Origin of the sequence: Haloplanus sp. HW8-1 (assembly GCF_023703795.1) — an archaeon.
GTDB classification, from domain to species: Archaea; Halobacteriota; Halobacteria; order Halobacteriales; family Haloferacaceae; genus Haloplanus; species Haloplanus pelagicus.
Map to the genome: position 1 here is coordinate 3,166,859 of NZ_CP098518.1, position 18,561 is coordinate 3,185,419.

An 18,561-nucleotide genomic window follows, 5' to 3' on the forward strand; every position below is an offset into this window, starting at 1 on the left:
GAACTGAGACTGATAAGTGTTGTCGCCACCCCGCTGGGGATCTACGTCGGAGTCGGAGTCGGAACCGCGATCAGTCGTCGGCTTCGACGACTTCGAGTCCGTTTTCGGCCTCGGCCTCGGCCTCGGCGACCGCCTCCGCTTTCTCCTCTTCCTCTTTTTTGGCCTTGATCTTCTTCAGGCGGAAGATCTCTTCACGTTCCTGCTCTTCGAGTTTCTGCTCGATGTACTCCTTGTTCTCGTGGAGGTCGGGCAGGAGTTTGAACTCCAGCGCGTTGACGCGGCGCTTGGTGGTCTCGATCTCGGTCAGCATCTTCTTCATCGCCGTCTCCACCTCGGCGGCGAGGATGATCGACTCGAGGAGTTCCTCGTAGGCGTCCGCGGCCTCGTCGATGCGTGCCGAGGAGCCGAGCAGGCCGTACCCCCGTTGATCGAGGCTCTTTCTGACGCGCGAGGACTCGATCTGTGGCACGACCACGCCCATGATGTTTTTCGACTGGGTCGTGATCTCAGGGTGTTCCTTGAGCGCGGCGGCGGCGCCGCGGACGGCCACGTCGCCTTCCATCGCCCGCGCCATGTTGATCTTTCGCTGTGCGGTCTCGTAGTTCGCGTCGAGGTCCGCGCGAATGTCCTGGGCCTGGTCCAGGATGTCCATGAACTCCATGATGAGGCCGTCCCGCTTCTGTTCGAGCGTGTCGTGTCCCCGCTCGGAGAGTTCGATCCGGTCCTCTATCGCCATGAGGTTCTTTCGAGTGGGTTTGACGTCCTCGGCCATTGCCGGAGAGTTGTGGGCCGAGCCCCTTATCCTTTTACTGTTTCCCGGCGCGCCACCCCAGGCCGAGCCGCTCCGTCCGGTCCATCCACGTCACTACGACGACGTGTGGAAGCGTCAGGACGGCGATGAAGACCAGATACAGCGCCGCCAGCGTCTCGGGTGCCGTATCCACCCCGGCGACGACGGCCACGCCGACGAGCAGGAGGACCGATACGGCGGTCAACGGCGTCGCGTCGCGTCCCGTCCGCAGGAGCGCCGCGGTCGGGCCACGGGCCGCCGCCGCCGTCCGTGCCCCGTCGTCGACGCCGATCAGCCGAACCACGTGTCGCAGCGAGTGCCACACACAGAAGTACACTCCGACGGCGAACAGCGGCGGGACGACGAGGAAGTACGCCCACAGCAACAACGTCTCGGCGGCGTCGCGGCGCCAGTCGCGTCCCCCGCTGGAGCGGTAGCCAGCGAGGAGCGTCCCGACCGTCAGGGCCACGAAGGCGACCCCGAGGCCGAGACGAACGTCGGGGGCCACGAGCCACGTCGCATCGAGGTTCCGGCCGAACAGTGCGACCCAGGCGTCGATCACCGACCGGTAGCGCTCCGGGAAGCGAAACAGCGGGACCAGCATCGGCAGGCCGCCCCGGACGAGCAGTGTGCCCGTGCGCGTCCACCGCCCGTCGAGGTGGTCGTTCCCGAGGACGTCGAGGGCGTAGAGGTCGCCCTGCCCCCAGTGCAGCCAGGTCAGCCCGACGAACAGCGCCGCCGAGGCGGCCGGCGCGACGACCCAGAACGCGGCGTAGGCCCCGCCGAACAGGAGGTAGCCGAGGCCGACGACCGCCATCGATGGCCCCGTCGGCCGCCGCCCGGCCGCCCGGGCCGGCGCGAGGTGGTCCACGGCGCCGTGGGGCAACCCGAACGCCAGGAGGCTCACGGCCAGCGGGAGATAGCGCACGAGCGGCGGAAGCGTCGGAGCCACACCGATCGCCGCCGTGACGACTGATCCGAGCGTCAGGGTCCCGACGACGATCCAGGCGGGGCGACTGCCCACCGTGTACATGAGTGCCGCTCGAATCGTCTCCCCTGACCCGTCGGCGTCCGCAGTGTGGTGTGTTCCCTCCATCGCCTCACGTCGAGTCCGGGTCGCTGACGTCGTCCGGTTTCGGTGCCGCCTCTGCCGTCCCGTACCGGTCGAGAACCCACCGGTAGAGGACCAGTCCCTGCACGACGAAACAGTTCGTCACGAGGAAGAAGGTCGCCTCCTCGACCGGGAGTCCGCCGACCGTGTGGCCGGTGGTGTACCGCTCCGAGAGGATCCAGATGCCGTACTCGATGGCGATCCGATCGGCCACACAGAGATACGCCGTCGGTACGAGGGTACCGAGCGCGACGAGTCGCCGCCGCGCCCACAGTTGCGGCGCGCCGACGGCCCACTGCAGGGCCAGTACCGGTGCCGCCCACGCCAGGATCGCTCCGAGGTAGAACGTCGCCGGCGTGCCGAGCAACCGCCAGCCGGCGACCCCGATGGTCGCCGCGAGCGCCAGCGCACCGAGCCGTTTGCGGATCGGCCCGTCGACCGTCGGCCACTCGGTCGGCACGGACAGGTGGGAGAGCCACAGCGCCGTCAGCCACGGTTGGACGAGGATGAACAGATACTCCTCGACCGGCGCGTGGCCGAGCGTCGCGAGCGTACTCCCCGCGCCGTACGACCAGACACCCCTCGCGATGAGGTAGTTGTCCCACGGCGTCGTGTACACCAGCGCGACGACGGTGATGATGGCGACACCGGACCAGTAGTCCCGCCCACCCCCGAACGCCCGGACGGTGGCCCCCACGTGCGTTCGGCTCACGAACGCCGTCGCGACCATGAACATCATGGCCGGGAGCAGGAAGGCGAGGTGGAACTGCAGGTACGTTGGTCCGGTCATCGGTGTGGGGTGTCGCCGTCGTCCGAAGCGGGTCGGGGCGGGAGTTCGTCCGATCCCGGTATAGCTTCTGGGGTCACGCTATCACGAACGGAAACGTGAGCGTGACCCACCGCCGATCAGTCGGCCGGTTCCGCGGCCGCCGCACTCGATCCCGCGGCGTCGAGTACCTCGCGGCTCGACAGGAGGATGATGCCGAAGCCGACCTTCGCGACGAGGTCGAGCACCATGAATCCCGCCGTCTCGATGGACAGTGGCACCATCTGCAGCCCTTCGGTACCGACGATCCACCACACGGGGTAGATCAGCCAGACCACCACGATCAGCGTCCGTAGCGTGCTAAACGTCGAGGCAGCCGACCCCGAGAGCTGACTGGCCTTCTCGTCGAGCGACCCGTACAGCATGTACAGGAGGACGAGCAGGAAGCCGGTGGAGACGCCCCACCAGATCAGCCGGCGCGCCCCCTCGCCGAGGGCGCCCGGTCCCGCCGACAGCGTCGCGACCGCTCCCGTCCCGATCATCAGCATGTCGAGGCCGACAAGCGCCGATAGCTGGTTTCGGCTCGCCCCGACCAGCAGGCCGAGATCGAGGAGCAAGAGCGGTGTCGTGAAGAACCAGTCCGTGTACCGCGCCCAGTAGATCGGTAGCTCCTCGCCACCGACCATCACCGTCGTCAACCCGAACCCCAGTGCCATCGCGAGATAGTTTACGAACGCGATGGCGGTGATGAAGATGGTGACGATGTAAAACTCCTGTCGCCGCCGGTCAGTTTCGCCCCAGCCCCTGGCGATGAAGTACAGCATCCCCAGGAACATGCCGAGCGTGCCGATCCAAAGCCAGATGCCTTCGCTACCAGGTTGTGGCATAGTGCGAGCAAGTATTACCGGTCGACCGTTGTAAGCGAGATGCACAACTAGTTGGGACTTGCCTCGCCGTCCGTGACCGCGCCGGCGTCGGCCCCGAACCCCCTGTCGACGAGCGCACCGACGAGTTTCCGCTCCGCCGCCCGCAAGTGCTGGTGGAACGTCGAGCGACAGACGCCCATCGCCGACGCGATGTCGTCGCCGGTCGCCTCGTGTGGCCACTCGAAGTAGCCGCCGGTGTACGCCCGTACCAGCGCCGCGTGCTGGCGCTCCGTCAGGTCGGCTTCGAGGGTCGCGAGAAACTCTCGTTGCGTTTCGGTCCGTCGGTCCTGCCGCCGAAAGCCGAGCAGATCGGCGCTCTCGAACCGTTCGGTCACGGCCTCGGCGAGCGACCTGGCGAGCGACTCCCTCGCCACGTTGACCGTGAACTGACCGGTACTCCGATCGAACGTCGCCGCCCGCAGTTCGGCCCCGTGCTCCGCGAGGAGGCCGCGGAGTCCCGGATCGGCGACCGACAGTTCGACGAGGCAGCCGTCGGCCCCGTCGACGAGGACGGCGAGTACGTCCACGTCCAGCCCCGTGACCGCCCTCCGCACCGCCTCGCCGTCGACCTCGCAGCCGGTCAGTTCGAGCAGGTCGGCCGGCTGGTCGCGATCGCCGACGCTCCCGGTGTATCTCACCCGACAGTCCAGCCGGGCTGCGAGTTCCGTCAGCGGATGCTCGTCGAACAGGCCGAACCGGAGCTCTACCGCCTCGTCGGCACGCAGTGTCCGCTGGCTCTCCAGGGCGTTCGTCCCCGTCGCGACCGTACGCCCGAGCGCCGTCAGGACGTCCCGCTCGTGTTCCGCGAACACGCTGCAGTCTCGGGAGTAGACACAGAACACCCCGTACTGGACGTCGCCGTACCACAGCGGTACCGCGGCCACCACGTTCACCTCCCCGGTGGCCGTCGCGAGCGACTCGATGCGGACGCGCCGGTCGTCGAGCGCCCCCGACACCGCCGTCGCGACGGGATCGTCGCCCCCGTCGCCCACCGGGAACGTCCGAGCCGGGACGTCACCGGCCGTCGTCCCCGCTTTCGCTGCCGGGACCACGACGTCGGCGGCGGGATCGTACTCGCCGTACCACGCGCCCGCGTACGTCGATTCGAGGCTCGAGACGACACCACACACCAGGTCGCCGTGCGACCGTGCCCGAGAAACCGCCGCCGTCACGTCGCCGACCACCCCGTCGAGACGGTCGAGGAGGTGCTCCTGTGTCGCCTGCTCGGACTCGATACGGGCGGCCCGGCGCGCCGCGGCCCGTTCGGCGTGTTTGCGTCGGGTCACGTCCTGCTGGAAGCCGACGTAGTAGGCGACCTCTCCGGTCGCGTCCCGGAGCGGTGAGAGGGTCACCTCGTTCCAGAACGGGTCGCCGTCCCGGGTGTAGTTCCGCAGTTCGACCGAGGTTGCCTCCCCCGCCTCGATGGCGGCCCGCATCCGTGCGACCGGTTCGTCGCGCGTCGCCTCGCCCTGCAGAAACCGGCAGTTCCGGCCGACGGCGTACGTCGACGGATAGCCGGTGATCCGCTCGAAGGTGGTGTTCACGTACACCAGCGGCATGTTCGGCGTCGTGGCGTCGGCGACGGTGATTCCCACCGGCGCCTCGTCTATAGTCCGCGTTTTCAACGCTTCGTCGACGGCGTCGCTACTCGCTACCCCTGTCGCCGTCCAGTCATCCGGTTTCGTCACCCCGATGGGGTCGCCCCCGGTAAACGCTCTCGGCACCTCCGACATGGCCCCCCACGGGCGTCGCTCCCAAAATGGCCGTCGGCGGTTGGCTCAGTAGTGTAAGAACGCGCACAAATTCTGGGTCTTTCCGACTGACTCGAAAAGAATCGCCGCGATCAGTCCGCCGTCGCCTCTTCTTCGGCGACGTCTTCGCGGTAGTACTCCGCGATGAGTTCCTCGTCGATCCGGTTGAGCTCCTCCTCCGGAAGCTCCGAGAGGAGGTCCCAGCCGATGTCCAGCGTCTCGCCGATGCCGCGGTTCGTGTCGAAGCCCTGGTCGACGAAGTCGCTCTCGAACGCGTCGGCGAAGTCGAGGTATTTGTTGTCACGATCCGACAGCGCCTCGCGACCGACGATGTTCACTAGGTCACGCAGGTCCTCGCCCTCCGCGTACGCGGCGTACATCTGGTCGGAGACGTCGGCGTGGTCGGCGCGGGTCAGCCCTTCGCCGATGCCGTCGTCCATCAGACGCGACAGGGAGGGAAGCACGTTGACCGGGGGCTGGACCCCCTGACTGTTGAGGTCGCGGTCGACGTAGATCTGGCCCTCGGTGATGTACCCCGTCAGGTCGGGGATCGGGTGGGTGTCGTCGTCGCCGGGCATCGTGAGGATCGGGATCTGGGTCACCGAGCCGTCACGGCCCTGAATCCGACCGGCACGCTCGTACAACTGGGCCAGGTCGGTGTACATGTAGCCGGGGTAGCCACGGCGTCCCGGGACCTCCTCGCGGGCGGCACCGATCTCGCGGAGCGCCTCACAGTAGTTGGTCATGTCCGTCAGGATCACCAGCACGTGGTAATCCTTGTCGAAGGCGAGGTACTCGGCGGTCGTCAGAGCCATCCGCGGCGTGACCGTCCGCTCGACGGCGGGGTCGTCCGCGAGGTTCATGAAGACCACGGAGCGTTCGAGCGCGCCGGTGCGCTCGAAGTCGTCCATGAACTCGTTGGCCTCCTCGGCGGTGATCCCCATCGCGCCGAAGATGACGGCGAACTCGGAGCCTTCGCCCTCTTCCTCCTCTTCGGGCACGCTCGCCTGTCGCGCGATCTGGAGCGCGAGTTCGTTGTGCGGCAGCCCCGATCCGGAGAAGATCGGGAGCTTCTGCCCGCGAACGAGGGTGTTCATCCCGTCGATGGCGGAGACGCCGGTCTGGATGAACTCCTCGGGGTACTCGCGGGCGTACGGGTTGATCGCCGCGCCGACGATGTCCCGTCGCTCCTCGGGTTCGATGGCCGGGCCGCCGTCGATGGGCTCGCCCGATCCCGAGAGGACACGGCCGAGGAGGTCCTCGGTCAATTTCATCTTCAGCGTCTCGCCCTGGAAGCGGACGAACGCGTTCTTGTCGATGCCCGAGGTCCCCTCGAACACCTGGATGGCGACGAGGCCGTCCTCGGATTCGAGCACCTGCCCGCGGCGGATCTCGCCGTCGGCCGTCTCGATCTCGACCATCTCGTCGTAGCCGATGGGTTTGTCCACCTCGGCGAACACCAGCGGGCCGCTGATCTCGGTGATCGTCTTGTACTCTTTCATGTTAGTACAGCTCCCGGAGCTGTGCCGTGATGTCGTCTTTCAGTTCGTCCATGTACGCCTCGTAGTCCTCTTGGACGCCGATGCGGTTGATGCGCGGCAGCGCCTCGATCGCCGTGATCTCCTCGACCGGCACGCCCGCTTCGAGGGCGTCGAAGGCCTCGTCGTTGAACGTCTTGATCGTCGTGAGGATCAGGTAGGTCTTGTCGGGCTCGCAGTAGGTGTCGACGTCGTGGAAGGCGTTCTGCTGGAGCCACGCCTCGCGGAGGTACCGTGCGACTTCGAGGGTGAGCTGCTGGTCCTCCGGCAGGGCGTCCTTGCCGACGAGTTGGACGATCTCCTGCAGTTCGCCCTCCTCGTCGAGGGTGTCGACCGCCCACTGGCGCACCTCGGGCCAGTCCTCGGAGACGTTGTCCTCGAACCACGGGTCCAGCTGTTCGCGGTACAGGGAGTACGACTCGTTCCAGTTGATCGAAGGGAAGTGTCGGCGTTCGGCCAGGTCGGCATCGAGCGCCCAGAAGCACTTCACGATCCGGAGCGTGTTCTGGGTCACCGGCTCGGAGAAGTCGCCGCCCGGCGGCGAGACGGCTCCGACGACCGAAATCGACCCCTCGGTGCCGTTGATGTTGTCGAAGTAGCCCGCGCGCTCGTAGAACTGGGAGAGCCGCGCCGCGAGGTAGGCCGGATAGCCCTCCTCGCCGGGCATCTCCTCCAAGCGCGAACTGATCTCGCGCATGGCCTCCGCCCACCGCGAGGTGGAGTCGGCCATCAGCGCCACGTCGTACCCCATGTCGCGGTAGTACTCCGCGATGGTGATTCCCGTGTACACGCAGGACTCACGGGCGGCGACGGGCATGTTCGACGTGTTGGCGATGAGCGTCGTCCGGGCCATCAGCGGGTTCCCCGTCTGCGGGTCGGGCAGTTCCGGGAAGTCCTCGATGACCTCGGTCATCTCGTTGCCGCGCTCGCCACAGCCGATGTAGACGACGATGTCCGCGTCGGACCACTTGGCGAGCTGTTGCTGGGTGACGGTCTTCCCGGAGCCGAACGGTCCGGGGATGGCGGCGGTGCCGCCTTTGGCGATGGGGAACAGGCCGTCCTGCACCCGCTGGCCGGTCAGGAGCGGCTCCGTCGGCGTCTTCTTGTCGCCGGCGGGACGGGCCTCACGGACCGGCCACTCCTGGTGCATCCGGATCTCCTCGCCGTTGTCGAGTTCGACGACCGTCTCCTCGACGTTGAACTCCCCCGACTCCGCGGCGACGACCTCGCCGCCCTCGTAGTCCGGCGGGACGAGCACCTTGTGCTCGATGGTCACCGTCTCCGGGACCGTGCCGACCACGTCGCCGGCCTCGACGGTGTCACCCTCCTCGACCTCGGGGGTGAACTCCCACTCCTTCTCGAGGTCGATGCCGGGCGCGTCGACCCCGCGGTCGAGGAACGCACTGTTCATCTTCTCTTGGAGCACGTCGAGGGGCCGCTGGACGCCGTCGTAGATGGTGTCCAGCAGCCCCGGTCCGAGGTCGACCGTCAGCGGCTCACCCGTGTTCTCGACGGGTTCGCCGGGGGCGACCCCGGAGGTCTCTTCGTACACCTGAATGGTCGTGATCTCGCCCTCGATCTCGATAACTTCGCCCATCAGCCCTTCGTCGCCCACGTAGACGACGTCGTTCATTCGGGCGTCGAGATCGACGGCGGTCACGACCGGACCACTCACGCTGTCGATGATGCCGTCCTCTCGGACGATCGTGTCTGCCTGACTCATGTTAGTCTTCCTCCATCAGATCGATACCGATGGCTCGCTTGATCTGCTCGCGCAGGCCGCCGCTGCCGGCGCCGCCACCCAGGGTGACGAGCACCGGTTCGATGCTGCCCTCGACGGCTTCCCGGGCCTCCCGGGAGAGATGCGCCATGTCGTCGTCGTGCATCACGACGATGCCGACGTCGTCGTCGTCGAGCGTTCGCATGACGGCGTCGTCGAGTTCCTCGTCTTTCCGTTCGTCCGGTACGTTCTCGAACTTCCGTACCCCCGCGAGTCGGAAGCCCGTCGTGAAATCGGGGCTGCCGATGACGGCGATTTCCTGGCTCATAGGATCACCAGTTCTTCCTCGATCTCCGATTCGGACAGGCCGGCTTCGCGGCCGCGGGCGATGGCGCGGATGTTGTCCACCTCGCGCTCCTTCGCGAGGATGTAGGAGATGATCGGCGCCACCGACAGCGGGTGGACGAAGCCGAGCCGTTCCGAATATTCGAGCAGTGCCGCGTCAAGCGCCCGCTCGAACGAGATGAGGCTGTCGGCTTCCTCGAACTCGTCGAGCGCGCTGTCGAGGTCGTCACCGTACGTGCTCTCGCGGATCGCCACGACGAGTTCGTCGAGGTTCGACGCCAGGGCGTTCAGTTCGCCCGCGGAGAACAGCCGACCGCCGTCGATGTAATACTCCGAAGGATCGACGTCGGCCCCGCTTCGGGCCAGGCGGAGCGCGTTCCGCGCGTTCCGGAAGTCGATCTCCGCTTCGAGGAACTCGCGGTAGGTCTCGGTCGCCTCGTCGACCACCAGTTCCGCTAGGAGTTGCTCGTAGAAGACGCGGTCGACCGCGTTCTCCAGCGGGACGAGCACGCCGGTGTCCTCGTACTCCTCGATCGCCTCGCGGAGTGGGTCCGCGAACATCGTTCGATCGAGGAGATCGATGACCTCCTCGATCGACCCCGCGTCGAGTAGCCGGTCGAGCAGCCGATCGTCCAGCTCGCCCGCCCGGATGAGATCGTTTTCGACGTCCTCGCGCTCGGCGTCGGAGTAGATGCCCCGCAACACCGTCTTGACGTTCCAAGCGTCGAACTTCCGCAGATATCGGGCGATCAGATCGTACAGGCGCCCGTTGGCCCAGTCTAACAGGTCGTTGAAATGCTTCGCGAGGTTCCGGTTGAGCGCGTACTCGATGAGGTCGACCCCCGAGTGGCGCGCCCCGAGTGCGTTGATCTCGCGCTCGTACTCCGACTCCTCCATGAAGCGGGCGATCTCCGCCGGCCCCATGCGAACCAGTTTCCGGTAGTCGTCGTCGCTGAACAGCGACGCTCGACGCGACCGAACGCGGGTGGTGACGTACTCCGGATTCGAACCGCCGGGGCTCGCGCTCATCGCTCGAACAGTCGGTTACTCAGTTCCTTCAAGTTGTCCTCCCAGACCGTCTCGAGGATCGAGTCGAAGGTGTTGTTCACGCGGACCCGCGACTCCTCGCTCTCGACGACGACGCCGCCCAGGCAGTCGTACTCCCCGGCGACGTCGAAGCCGTCGTACTCCTCGAGCAGGTCCTCGAGCAGCGCCTCGTCGTCCGCCCGTCCGTAGACGGACACCGACTCGCCGTCGTCGAACTCCTCGGCGGCCGCGTCGAGCAGCGCCCCCGTGAGCGACCGGCGCCGCTCGCCGTCGATCCCGGCGATCGCCGTCTCGACCTCCCCGCGGACCTCTTCGAGCGCGTCGCGGCGGGCCTCCAAGCGGGCCTGCTTGGCTTCGAGTTTCGCGCTGGAGACGGCCTGTTCGCGCTGTTGTTCGATCTCGCGTTCGACCTCCGCCTCGCGCTCTGCGAGGATCTCCTCGGCGTCGGCCTCGGCATCCTCGACGATCTCCGCGGCGTGCTCCTCGCCCTCCTCGCGGATCTCCTCCGCACGCGCGCGGGCCTCGTCTCGAATGTCCTCGGCGACTGTTTCCAAACTCATAGTGGGGAGAACTGGGGGCGTTAGTTACCTGCAGCGCTGAAGACGGCCTCGAGGAATCCCTCGCCGCCCCACGGGATCGAGGTCGTGAGGAACAGCGTCACGAGCGCCAGGATCACCAGCGTCTCCGGCAGGACTGTGAAAATCAGGCCCCGAACGAACATGTCCTCGTCCTCGGCGACGGCGCCGACGGCGGCCGCACCGATCCCACGCTCGGCGTAGCCCGCACCGAGTGCGGCCAGCCCGACCGCGAGCGCCGCAGCGGCGTTGGCCGGGATTGCGGGGAAGGACGTGGCGTTGTTCTGCAGTACGACCGTCGCGAGTTGTGAAGTAGCTTCGAGCATTGGGGTCACTTCGGATTTCCGAACAGGCACACGTCCGTATAGACCAGCCATAAAACTTCCCAAAAGAGACGGGCACTCTGACCGTTGGAGCCGGTGATTTCGGGCGAATCCATGAGAGGCGTTGACAGCATCACCCGACACACGCCGGTCCGCGGCGGTCGGGGATCGTCGCTGGCGGCGCTCCACGGGATCGGAGCGGGAACGCGAACGGGGAAGGCGACGAGACCGAGACCGTTCAGTCGTCGGTCGTGTACTGCCGTTCGTAGCCGAACGGCTGGTACTCACGACCGCCGCCCTCGTAGAACTTGCCGAAGAACTCGACGTACTCGAGACGCACCGCCTGCAGGCCGGCGCTGGTGACTCCCAGAGCGAGCACGAGCAGGTGTCCGAGCAGAAGCACGAAGAGCCCGAGGATCAGCATTCCCGGACCCATGTTCTTCAGCCCCGCGAACAGCACCGTGCCGTGTGCCTCGCCGCTGTACATGAAGTGATACGCGCCCTCGCCGCCGATGTACGCCCCGAAAAAGAGGAGGTTGACCGTGAAGGCCATCCCCGCCTTCGCGAGCAGCACGGCGGCGATCCGCGTGTACGACAGCGCGTTCACGAACACGTTGAGGAACTCGATGGCTTCGACGGGTTCGCCGACGACCAGCATCACCAACCCGAGCCCGAAGATGGCGATGGCCACCTGTCCCACGAGCGGGCTGAACCCCGCGAAGGGGAGCTGGAACGCCTCCTCGAAGACGGTGAAGAGCAGTTCGGGCTTGACGCCCCGAGCGTGGGTGGAGAACACCCACACCCAGAGCCCGTTGAGCATCAGGAGCCACGATCCGCTCTCGAGAACCGCGTGTTTGGCGTCGTGCAGCTGGAGGTTCTCGACGAAGTCGAACAGCCAGCCGACGTTGAGATGCAGGATGCCGGCGAGGACGCTGATCACGAGCCACGCCTGCGCCCACGCGAGGTAGGCCGGCTGGAGCCCCTTGTGCAGGGGGGCGTGTACGTGGAACAGCCCCTCCCAGAAGAGCGTCGTCACGAAGTGCGTCCCGAAGATCTCGCCGTACAGGACGCCGAAGAGCATCGTGAACACGCCGGCGAAGATCGTCACGCCGCCCATGCTCTTGAACGCCTGGCTGTCGAAGTTGGTGTAGAGGTAGTAGCCGATCAGGGTGTACAGTGCCCCGTAGCCGAGGTCGCCGATCATGAACCCGAAGAAGGCCGGGAAGGTCAGGAAGAGCACGACCGTCGGGTCGAACTCGTCGTATTTCGGCCGACTCACTGCGCCGGTGAGCACCTCGAACGGTTTGACCAGTCCGGGGTTGTTCTGGATGACCGGCGGGGAGTCGTCGTTCATCACGACGCCGCCGCCGTCGGCCCGGACCTCTTCGTCACCCCCGTCGGCGGCCGCGGCGCCGCCCTCGACGCCGCCGCCGACGTTCTCGCGGACCGCCTCCTCGCCGTGGGAGTCGAACGTCGCCCGCTGGAGTTCCTCGACCTCGACGTGGTCGCCGACGGCCTCGGTGATCGCCGCGGCGAAGTCGGTGTACTCGTCGGTCGGGATCCAGCCCTCGGCGACGAAGGCGTTGTCCGTCGTCGCGAAGGAGAGCGGCGCCTCCCGCTTCTGGACGTCGATGGAGAGTTTCTCCTCGGCGGCCAGCAGGAACCCCGCCGCGTCGAGTTTCACCTCCTCGAGTTCGTCCTCGACGGTACGGCGCTTCGATTCGAGTTGCTGTTGTCGGTGTTCGAGCTCCGCGACGTACTCCTCGGGGGAGCCCTCGGCATCGGGCACCTCGAGGGCGGTAAAGTCGACGCCGACGAGAGCGTCCGTGATCACGTCCTCCTCGGCACCCTGGGTTGGCTTGGCGAAGACGGCGACGACGCCGTCCTCCGCGAACAGCTCGACGTCGTCGACGCCGTCCGCGTCGACCATCGCTCGCTCGACGGCGTCGGCGCTCCCCTCGCCGACGACCACGTTCAGCGTGTCGTATCCCGAGAGCAGATCGAGGTCGATGCCGAGCTTCGCGAACGGCTCGACTGCCCCGATCCGCTCCTCGACTTGACCGAGTTCGCTCCGAATCTCGTCGCGACGGTCCTCCAGGTCGTTGACCCGTTCGCGGATCTCCTCGAGTTCGTCCTCGAGCGCGTCGTCGGTGACGATCCGCGTCGGTCCCGCGTCGGCGTCCTCCACGTCGAGGATGCTCTCGATGGAGCGGACGGTCACCAGTTTCTCGGAGGCCTCCTCGGCACCGTCGATCGGGTTCCCCGGTTCGAACCCCTCCCAGGTCCCGTCGTACTCGGTGACGTGCAGCAGGTTGCAGTCGTGGACCGCCTCGACGACGTCGTCCATGACCGTCTTCGAGCCCGTCACCGACACTTTGCTCATCCGTTCAGGTCTGAGCATGCACCGCCTCCTCGAACTGTGTGATGGCGTACTCGATCGCCTCGTCCATCTGTGCCTCCGCCTGGGCGATGAGTTCCTCTTGGGCCGCCTCCCCCTCTTCCCGGATCTCCGCGGCCCGCGCTTCGATCTCCGATTCGGCTTCGTCGAGACGGCGCTCGGCCATCTCCTCGGCCTCAGATTCGGCCTCGGCGCGGATCTCGTCGGCCTGCTCCCGCGCCTCGGCGATCCGTTCCTCCCGGTCCGCCTCGGCCTCCTCGACGATCTCTTCGGCCTCGGCCTCGGCCGTCTTGATCCGTTCGAGAACCTCTGGTCTCGGCATGCTACTGATCGTTGGGACGTTGCAGTATCGGATATAAGGTGTTTGCGGAACGCCGACGCCGCTCGCGGTCGCTTTCGGACCCGGCCGCCCCGTCGCACTACTCCGTCAGCGGGAGCAGGAGGCCGAACACGAGCGGTGACAACAGAAAGAGGAGGACACCGATCACCTCGGCGTCGAACAGTAGCGCTGCTTCCCACGCCGGAAGCTGCAGGCCCACTGCGCTGGCCGTTAGTTCGCCGAGCGCGCCGACCACGAACAGGCCGACCCCGAGCAGTGTCCCCCGCTTTGCCCACGTCGGATAATCGAGATCGCCGTACCGTCCGGTCATATCCTCCGGTCGTTCCCTCCCGATCAAGAAGCTTCGGGTTCGGGTGCCGACGCGACCGACCTGCCTACGTGGTCACGAGTTCGGTCGTCACGGAGACGTCGAAGTCGACGGAATCGAGGATGAAGCAGTGTTCCTGTGTCCGTTCGAGTATCACGTCCGCCTTCTTCGAAGACGCGTCGGCCCGCAGCGTCACGTCGAGGGCGAACGAGTCGACGACCGTTTCCCCGTCGTGGGGACGGAGTTTCAGGGTTCCCTCGGCGGCGAGTTCCTCGAACTCGAGTGTCGAGTTCCCCGCGATCACTTTGAACGTCGCCACGTAGCAGTTGGTGAGCGCGATCGCGTAGTAGTTCTCCGGCGCCGGCCCGTCGAAGTCACCGCCGAACTCGGGCGGGATCCCGACGTCGAACTCGCCCCGCGAATCCGTCGTCCAGTGGTCCGCGTCGTCGGTCGCGCTCGCGACTGCGTGGTAATCCTCGGAGTATTCCACCATGTCCCCGGTTGGTCCTACCGGGACAAAACGGTGCCCCCGGCGGCCGTAGCGCCGCCCGGACGCCGGGTCCATGTGGGGGGCGACCGAAAGATCCACAACGGATGTAGCGTTTGAGTGCGTATGACCACGACTCTGCTCGAACTACTCCCCGAACTCCTCGAACTGCTCGTTTTCGGCCTCGGCAGCGTCGGACTGTCGGTCGCCGGTCTCTACATCGAGCGGTTCGCGCTCGCGACCGTCGAGAGCGGTCACGTCAAACTCGGTGCGTGGATCGGATTCATGGGTGTGATGGCGTTCTACTTCGCGTACCTCATGAGTACCGACAAGTTCCGGCCGAAGTTGGCCGCGGTGCGTCGTCGACTCGCCGAGTAGCGACACCCCCGTCGACGACCGCTACGCCAGCGGCGTCCGCTCGACGACCGTCCCAGTCCCACCTTTTACTCGGGGCTCGCTGCGCTCACCCCTCGCAAAAGCTGGACCAAAACTCACGCCAGCGGCGTCCGCTCGACGACCGTCCCAGTCCCACCTTTTACTCGGAGTTCGCTGCGCTCACTCCTCGCAAAAGCTGGACCAAAACTCACGCCAACGGCGTCCGCTCGACCACTGTACCGTCGACCGTCGGATACTGCTCGACGATCTCGCCTTCGCCCACGTCGCCCTCGTCAACCATCTCCTCCAGCAACCACCACGCGAGTTCGACGTGGTCGGATTTGACCGTGTAGAACTCCTCGGGGACGCCCAGGTCGCGCAGGCGCTCCTCGGTCACCCACGTCTTGCCGTAGACGAGGGTGCCGTCGTCGGTCACCTCGTCGAACTCGCGGCGGATCTTCCGGGCCATCCGCTTCAGCCGCCGGCGGTGTTGTGCGGCGTCCTTGAACACCGACGTACAGAAGTAGACGCGGTCGTGATCGCCCATCACGTCGAGGATCTCCTCTTTGGGGGAGTCGACCGCGCTCATGTGACCCTCGCGCAGGTCGTAGCCTGCCTCCTGCATCCGGCGGTAGTTGCCGTCGGACATCTCGAACTCGTTGATGTTACAGAACTCGGCGGCGCCCTCGTCGAGAAAGTCGAGGAACTCGGGTTCGGCGCGGATACCGGGAATCTCGAATGCCGGGGTCAGCCCCTCCTCGCGGGCGATGTGGAGGATTTCCTCCCACTCGGTGCCGTGGAGGTCGCCCCATAGATCCAGCGGCGGGTGGAAGCGAATCTCGTCCAGTCCTGCCTCCGAGAGACGGCGCATGTTCTCGCGTCCCCCCGTGATGCCGGTGTAGAGGTGGGTGTGGTGGTCCTCGCCGAACTCGTCTTTCAGGAGGGAGAGGTAGTGACAGGTGCGGTCGAGGGACTCCTGGGGCTCGCCGCCGGTGATCGACGTCCCGAGCGCGTCCATCCGGCGGGCCTCCGTCAGGACGTCCTCGTCGGATTCGACCTCGCGTTCGTTGGCGTAGACCGTATCGACGTTCTTGCGGTTCTCGCCCAGGGGACAGTAAAAGCAGTCGCGCTGATCGCAGTAGCCGTAGACGAACAGTACCATCTTTCCGCCCTTGGCGCACTGTTCACAGCCCTTCGAGATCATTCGTTATCGGTATGACGGCGCCGAGGTGGGAAAAGCCGTCGGTACGGATCGTGCGCCGGACCGGCTGGCGAGATCAATCACGCCGGCGGGCCAGCAGGCTCACCGCCAGCAACGCGACCAGCGTGCCGACGCCCCCGAATCCGGGGCTGCTCCCCGCGGTCGGCGTCCGCGTTCCGGTGTCCGCCGTCGGCGTGGCCGTCGTGGTCGGGGTCGGCGTGAGTGGCGCGGTTGACGTGTGCGTGGGTGTCGAGGTCGGAGCTGGGGCGGGTGTCGCGGTTGGTGTCGTTGTCGGCTGGTCACGCACAACCACGCCGAACACCGAGAATCCCGGCGTCTCGGCCGTCAGGACGACCTCTCGACTGTCGGCCCGCGCGACGGACGTCTCCAAAGGCTGGAGTCCGACACCATCGTAACGGACGATCTGGAGGCGCTCCGGCGTCCCGCCCATGGCGTCGACCGCCGATCGGGCCACGGTGATCCTGAGTGACCCGGCGTCGGACGTCACGTCGCTCGGTGGCGTGATGTCGACGGCGCCGAGCACTCGTCCGTCCGGTACCGGGGCCTCGCTCGGGAACGACCCGACCGGGTCGACGGTGACCGACCCCGTCGTCGTCGACCCGAACGTCGCCTCGACTTCCTCGACTGGACCGGTGTGGATAGTCTGAGACACCGAGTCCTCTCCAACGAGAGTCGACCGGCCGACGTTGTTGCGAGCGTTCCGCTCGCCGACGCCTGTGATGGTGACGGTGATCGTGCCCCGGTCGGTGCCACCGTTTCCGTCAGCCACACTGTAGGTGAAACTGTCCGTGTCCGTCTGGCCGTCGCCGAGGCTCCCGAACTGGCCGTTGGGATCGTAGACCCAACTACCATCACCGTCGACGGTGACCGTCGCCCCGCTATCGAGGGTGACAGTGCGTCCCGAGGAGAAACTCTCCCCGTCGACCGCGCTGAGTGAGAGCGAGTCTCCCTCGACGTCGGTGGACCGTTCCAGCAGATCGGCACTGTCCCCGTCGTCGACCGAGAGTAGGGTGTTCTCGTCGGTGGTGGCGGTGTCGTCGTTCGCAGTTGGCGCGTCGTTGACCGGGGTGACGGTGACGTTCAGCGTCGCCGTGTCGGTACCGCCGTTGCCGTCGCTCACTTCGTAGGTGATGGAGACGTCGCTGGTCGCGTCGGCGCCGGGGTCGAACTGAACCGCGTCGTTGCTCGCGCCGGTGATCCGGGCCGTGCCGTGACTCGGGCCGTTCGTGATGGCACTCACGTCGAGGGCGTCGCCGTCGGGGTCGGTGTCGTTGGCGACGACGTCGACGGTGACGCTGGTGTCCTCGTCGGTGGTGGCGGTGTCGTCGTTCGCAGTTGGCGCGTCGTTGACCGGGGTGACGGTGACGTTCAGCGTCGCCGTGTCGGTGCCACCGTTGCCGTCGCTCACCTCGTAGGTGATGGAGACGTCGCTGGTCGCGTCGGCGCCGGGATCGAACTGAACCGCGTCGTTGCTCGCGGTGATCTGGGCCGTGCCGTGACTCGGGCCGTTCGTGATGGCGCTCACGTTAAGCGCGTCGCCGTCGGGATCGCTGTCGTTGGCGACGACGTCGACGGTGACGCTGGTGTCCTCGTCGGTCGTCGCGGAATCGTCGCTGGCCGTGGGCGCGCTGTTCACCACGTTGCTCTCCTGGGTGGTCGCCGCGCCGCCGAAGAAGTTGAACGAACCGGCATCGTTCTCGGTCACGTTGATGGTAACCTGCTGGAGCGTCTTGCTCGAATTCGCTGCCACGGCGTAGCCCCAGATCCCGGGTTCGTTGGCGTCCTCGTAACCGGTTCTGTATCGATCCATGCCGTCCCGAATCGCGTAGCCAGGGTCGCTGGGTGGTGCCCCGAACCAGTCGGGGACGGTGAACACCTGTGACGTCTTGGTCGATCCGTCGCCGTAGTGGAGTTTGATCTCGAACTTCGCCGGCGTGCTCGGCCCGGCACCGCCGGCCGACGCGACGACGTGGACGGTCTTGTACTGGTCGGGGCTGACTGACGCCTTCACGCTCCCCGTCCCGGTAGTCTGCCACGCGTTGCTGTCCGCGGAGTCGAAGTCGGCGAGGTCGAACTTGGGGTGAACGTCCGTCTTTGCGGGGAACACGCCGTCGTCTGGAACGCCGTCATCGGCTGGATTACCGTTGTTCTGGGCCTCCGAGGACGAGACGAGTGTGTAGCCGCCATTGTCGAAATCACCGTCCGTACTGTCGGTCGTCCCGCGCACGACGTCGGCGTTGTAGATCCCCGTGAAATCGAGTTGGGATGTCGTCGCGGCCGTGGCCGTCCCCGAGAACGCGACGACGCCGGCGAACGTCGACGTGACCAGCAGCACCGACAGCGTCAGTGCACGCAGTTTCGGCGCTCTCGACATCACGACTCTCCCGTGACGTGTTCGTGCACTCCCGTCCAGTCGGCCGACTGCCGTTCTATCGACCTGCCCGTGTGTCCGCCCACTCGACGACCACACGACGATCCAAGAGACTGAACCGCCCTGGATCCGGCTCCATCAGGTCCATGCTTCATGTGCGATAATGGGA

The 18,561-nt window shown here is 66.4% G+C and carries 17 protein-coding genes and 1 pseudogene; 1 reads left to right on the forward strand and 17 read right to left on the reverse strand.

All coding sequences use genetic code 11. The features are described 5' to 3' along the window. Positions 1-70: 70 nt before the first annotated feature. From NBT82_RS16540 to NBT82_RS16610, 15 genes and pseudogenes are all read right to left on the reverse strand, one after another. The gene (locus tag NBT82_RS16540) at positions 71-772 is read right to left on the reverse strand and encodes a V-type ATP synthase subunit D (protein ID WP_251329198.1); all 702 of its coding nucleotides are present in this window, start codon (positions 770-772) and stop codon (positions 71-73) included. Positions 773-806: 34 nt separating this feature from the next. Further along, entirely contained in the window at positions 807-1,886 is a 1,080-nt protein-coding gene (locus tag NBT82_RS16545) for a Brp/Blh family beta-carotene 15,15'-dioxygenase (RefSeq protein WP_251329199.1), read from the reverse strand. A gap of 4 nt (positions 1,887-1,890) precedes the next feature. Beyond that, positions 1,891-2,691, reverse strand: a complete 801-nt coding sequence (locus tag NBT82_RS16550; RefSeq protein ID WP_251329200.1) for a lycopene cyclase domain-containing protein — start codon at positions 2,689-2,691, stop codon at positions 1,891-1,893. 116 nt (positions 2,692-2,807) lie between these two features. Beyond that, positions 2,808-3,554: a bacteriorhodopsin gene (locus NBT82_RS16555; RefSeq protein WP_251329201.1), complete on the reverse strand. Its 747-nt coding sequence runs from the start codon at positions 3,552-3,554 to the stop codon at positions 2,808-2,810. 47 nt (positions 3,555-3,601) lie between these two features. Beyond that, on the reverse strand, positions 3,602-5,326 hold the full coding sequence (locus NBT82_RS16560; protein ID WP_251329202.1) for a bacterio-opsin activator domain-containing protein: 1,725 nt from the start codon (positions 5,324-5,326) through the stop codon (positions 3,602-3,604). Between the two features lie 110 nt (positions 5,327-5,436). Then, the gene (locus NBT82_RS16565) at positions 5,437-6,846 is read right to left on the reverse strand and encodes an ATP synthase subunit B (protein ID WP_251329203.1); all 1,410 of its coding nucleotides are present in this window, start codon (positions 6,844-6,846) and stop codon (positions 5,437-5,439) included. A 1-nt stretch (position 6,847) separates the two neighbouring features. Next, positions 6,848-8,605 carry an ATP synthase subunit A gene (locus NBT82_RS16570; protein ID WP_251329204.1) on the reverse strand — a complete coding sequence of 586 codons (1,758 nt, stop codon included), beginning with the start codon at positions 8,603-8,605 and terminating at the stop codon, positions 6,848-6,850. A gap of 1 nt (position 8,606) precedes the next feature. Beyond that, positions 8,607-8,930: a V-type ATP synthase subunit F gene (locus tag NBT82_RS16575; protein ID WP_251329205.1), complete on the reverse strand. Its 324-nt coding sequence runs from the start codon at positions 8,928-8,930 to the stop codon at positions 8,607-8,609. Next, positions 8,927-9,976: a V-type ATP synthase subunit C gene (locus NBT82_RS16580; RefSeq protein WP_251329206.1), complete on the reverse strand. Its 1,050-nt coding sequence runs from the start codon at positions 9,974-9,976 to the stop codon at positions 8,927-8,929. The genes NBT82_RS16575 and NBT82_RS16580 overlap by 4 nt, the downstream gene beginning before the upstream one ends. Beyond that, on the reverse strand, positions 9,973-10,554 hold the full coding sequence (locus NBT82_RS16585) for a V-type ATP synthase subunit E (protein ID WP_251329207.1): 582 nt from the start codon (positions 10,552-10,554) through the stop codon (positions 9,973-9,975). The genes NBT82_RS16580 and NBT82_RS16585 overlap by 4 nt, the downstream gene beginning before the upstream one ends. 86 nt (positions 10,555-10,640) lie before the next feature. Next, positions 10,641-10,895: pseudogene (locus tag NBT82_RS16590) on the reverse strand (F0F1 ATP synthase subunit C); the annotation flags it as partial. A gap of 235 nt (positions 10,896-11,130) precedes the next feature. Beyond that, a complete protein-coding gene (locus tag NBT82_RS16595) occupies positions 11,131-13,293 on the reverse strand; it encodes a V-type ATP synthase subunit I (protein ID WP_251329208.1) in 2,163 nt (720 codons plus the stop codon). Further along, complete coding sequence (gene ahaH, locus NBT82_RS16600; protein ID WP_251329209.1) at positions 13,280-13,612, reverse strand: ATP synthase archaeal subunit H; 333 nt, start codon at positions 13,610-13,612, stop codon at positions 13,280-13,282. The genes NBT82_RS16595 and ahaH overlap by 14 nt, the downstream gene beginning before the upstream one ends. A gap of 97 nt (positions 13,613-13,709) precedes the next feature. Further along, positions 13,710-13,940 carry a DUF7860 family protein gene (locus NBT82_RS16605; protein WP_251329210.1) on the reverse strand — a complete coding sequence of 77 codons (231 nt, stop codon included), beginning with the start codon at positions 13,938-13,940 and terminating at the stop codon, positions 13,710-13,712. Positions 13,941-14,004: 64 nt separating this feature from the next. Beyond that, positions 14,005-14,430, reverse strand: a complete 426-nt coding sequence (locus NBT82_RS16610) for an OsmC family protein (RefSeq protein WP_251329211.1) — start codon at positions 14,428-14,430, stop codon at positions 14,005-14,007. A 120-nt stretch (positions 14,431-14,550) separates the two neighbouring features. Between NBT82_RS16610 and NBT82_RS16615 the strand changes: the two genes are divergently transcribed. After that, entirely contained in the window at positions 14,551-14,802 is a 252-nt protein-coding gene (locus NBT82_RS16615) for a DUF8151 family protein (protein WP_251329212.1), read from the forward strand. A 205-nt stretch (positions 14,803-15,007) separates the two neighbouring features. On the opposite strand, the gene NBT82_RS16620 is transcribed toward NBT82_RS16615, so the two are convergent. Together NBT82_RS16620 and NBT82_RS16625 are read right to left on the reverse strand one after the other, a co-directional pair. After that, a complete protein-coding gene (locus NBT82_RS16620; protein ID WP_251329213.1) occupies positions 15,008-16,003 on the reverse strand; it encodes a radical SAM protein in 996 nt (331 codons plus the stop codon). Between the two features lie 73 nt (positions 16,004-16,076). Beyond that, positions 16,077-18,395, reverse strand: a complete 2,319-nt coding sequence (locus NBT82_RS16625) for an Ig-like domain-containing protein (protein WP_251329214.1) — start codon at positions 18,393-18,395, stop codon at positions 16,077-16,079. Between the last annotated feature and the right edge of the window lie 166 nt (positions 18,396-18,561).

What these genes read in the sequence shown, in the direction of transcription:
- NBT82_RS16620 (WP_251329213.1), bottom strand. Translation starts at nt 16,003, where the DNA reads ATGATCTCGAAGGGCTGTGAACAGTGCGCCAAGGGCGGAAAGATGGTA.
- NBT82_RS16615 (WP_251329212.1), top strand. Translation starts at nt 14,551, where the DNA reads ATGACCACGACTCTGCTCGAACTACTCCCCGAACTCCTCGAACTGCTC.
- NBT82_RS16625 (WP_251329214.1), bottom strand. Translation starts at nt 18,395, where the DNA reads ATGTCGAGAGCGCCGAAACTGCGTGCACTGACGCTGTCGGTGCTGCTG.
- NBT82_RS16555 (WP_251329201.1), bottom strand. Translation starts at nt 3,554, where the DNA reads ATGCCACAACCTGGTAGCGAAGGCATCTGGCTTTGGATCGGCACGCTC.
- NBT82_RS16560 (WP_251329202.1), bottom strand. Translation starts at nt 5,326, where the DNA reads ATGTCGGAGGTGCCGAGAGCGTTTACCGGGGGCGACCCCATCGGGGTG.
- ahaH (WP_251329209.1), bottom strand. Translation starts at nt 13,612, where the DNA reads ATGCCGAGACCAGAGGTTCTCGAACGGATCAAGACGGCCGAGGCCGAG.
- NBT82_RS16610 (WP_251329211.1), bottom strand. Translation starts at nt 14,430, where the DNA reads ATGGTGGAATACTCCGAGGATTACCACGCAGTCGCGAGCGCGACCGAC.
- NBT82_RS16570 (WP_251329204.1), bottom strand. Translation starts at nt 8,605, where the DNA reads ATGAGTCAGGCAGACACGATCGTCCGAGAGGACGGCATCATCGACAGC.
- NBT82_RS16585 (WP_251329207.1), bottom strand. Translation starts at nt 10,554, where the DNA reads ATGAGTTTGGAAACAGTCGCCGAGGACATTCGAGACGAGGCCCGCGCG.
- NBT82_RS16545 (WP_251329199.1), bottom strand. Translation starts at nt 1,886, where the DNA reads ATGGAGGGAACACACCACACTGCGGACGCCGACGGGTCAGGGGAGACG.
- NBT82_RS16605 (WP_251329210.1), bottom strand. Translation starts at nt 13,940, where the DNA reads ATGACCGGACGGTACGGCGATCTCGATTATCCGACGTGGGCAAAGCGG.
- NBT82_RS16565 (WP_251329203.1), bottom strand. Translation starts at nt 6,846, where the DNA reads ATGAAAGAGTACAAGACGATCACCGAGATCAGCGGCCCGCTGGTGTTC.
- NBT82_RS16580 (WP_251329206.1), bottom strand. Translation starts at nt 9,976, where the DNA reads ATGAGCGCGAGCCCCGGCGGTTCGAATCCGGAGTACGTCACCACCCGC.
- NBT82_RS16550 (WP_251329200.1), bottom strand. Translation starts at nt 2,691, where the DNA reads ATGACCGGACCAACGTACCTGCAGTTCCACCTCGCCTTCCTGCTCCCG.
- NBT82_RS16540 (WP_251329198.1), bottom strand. Translation starts at nt 772, where the DNA reads ATGGCCGAGGACGTCAAACCCACTCGAAAGAACCTCATGGCGATAGAG.
- NBT82_RS16575 (WP_251329205.1), bottom strand. Translation starts at nt 8,930, where the DNA reads ATGAGCCAGGAAATCGCCGTCATCGGCAGCCCCGATTTCACGACGGGC.
- NBT82_RS16595 (WP_251329208.1), bottom strand. Translation starts at nt 13,293, where the DNA reads ATGCTCAGACCTGAACGGATGAGCAAAGTGTCGGTGACGGGCTCGAAG.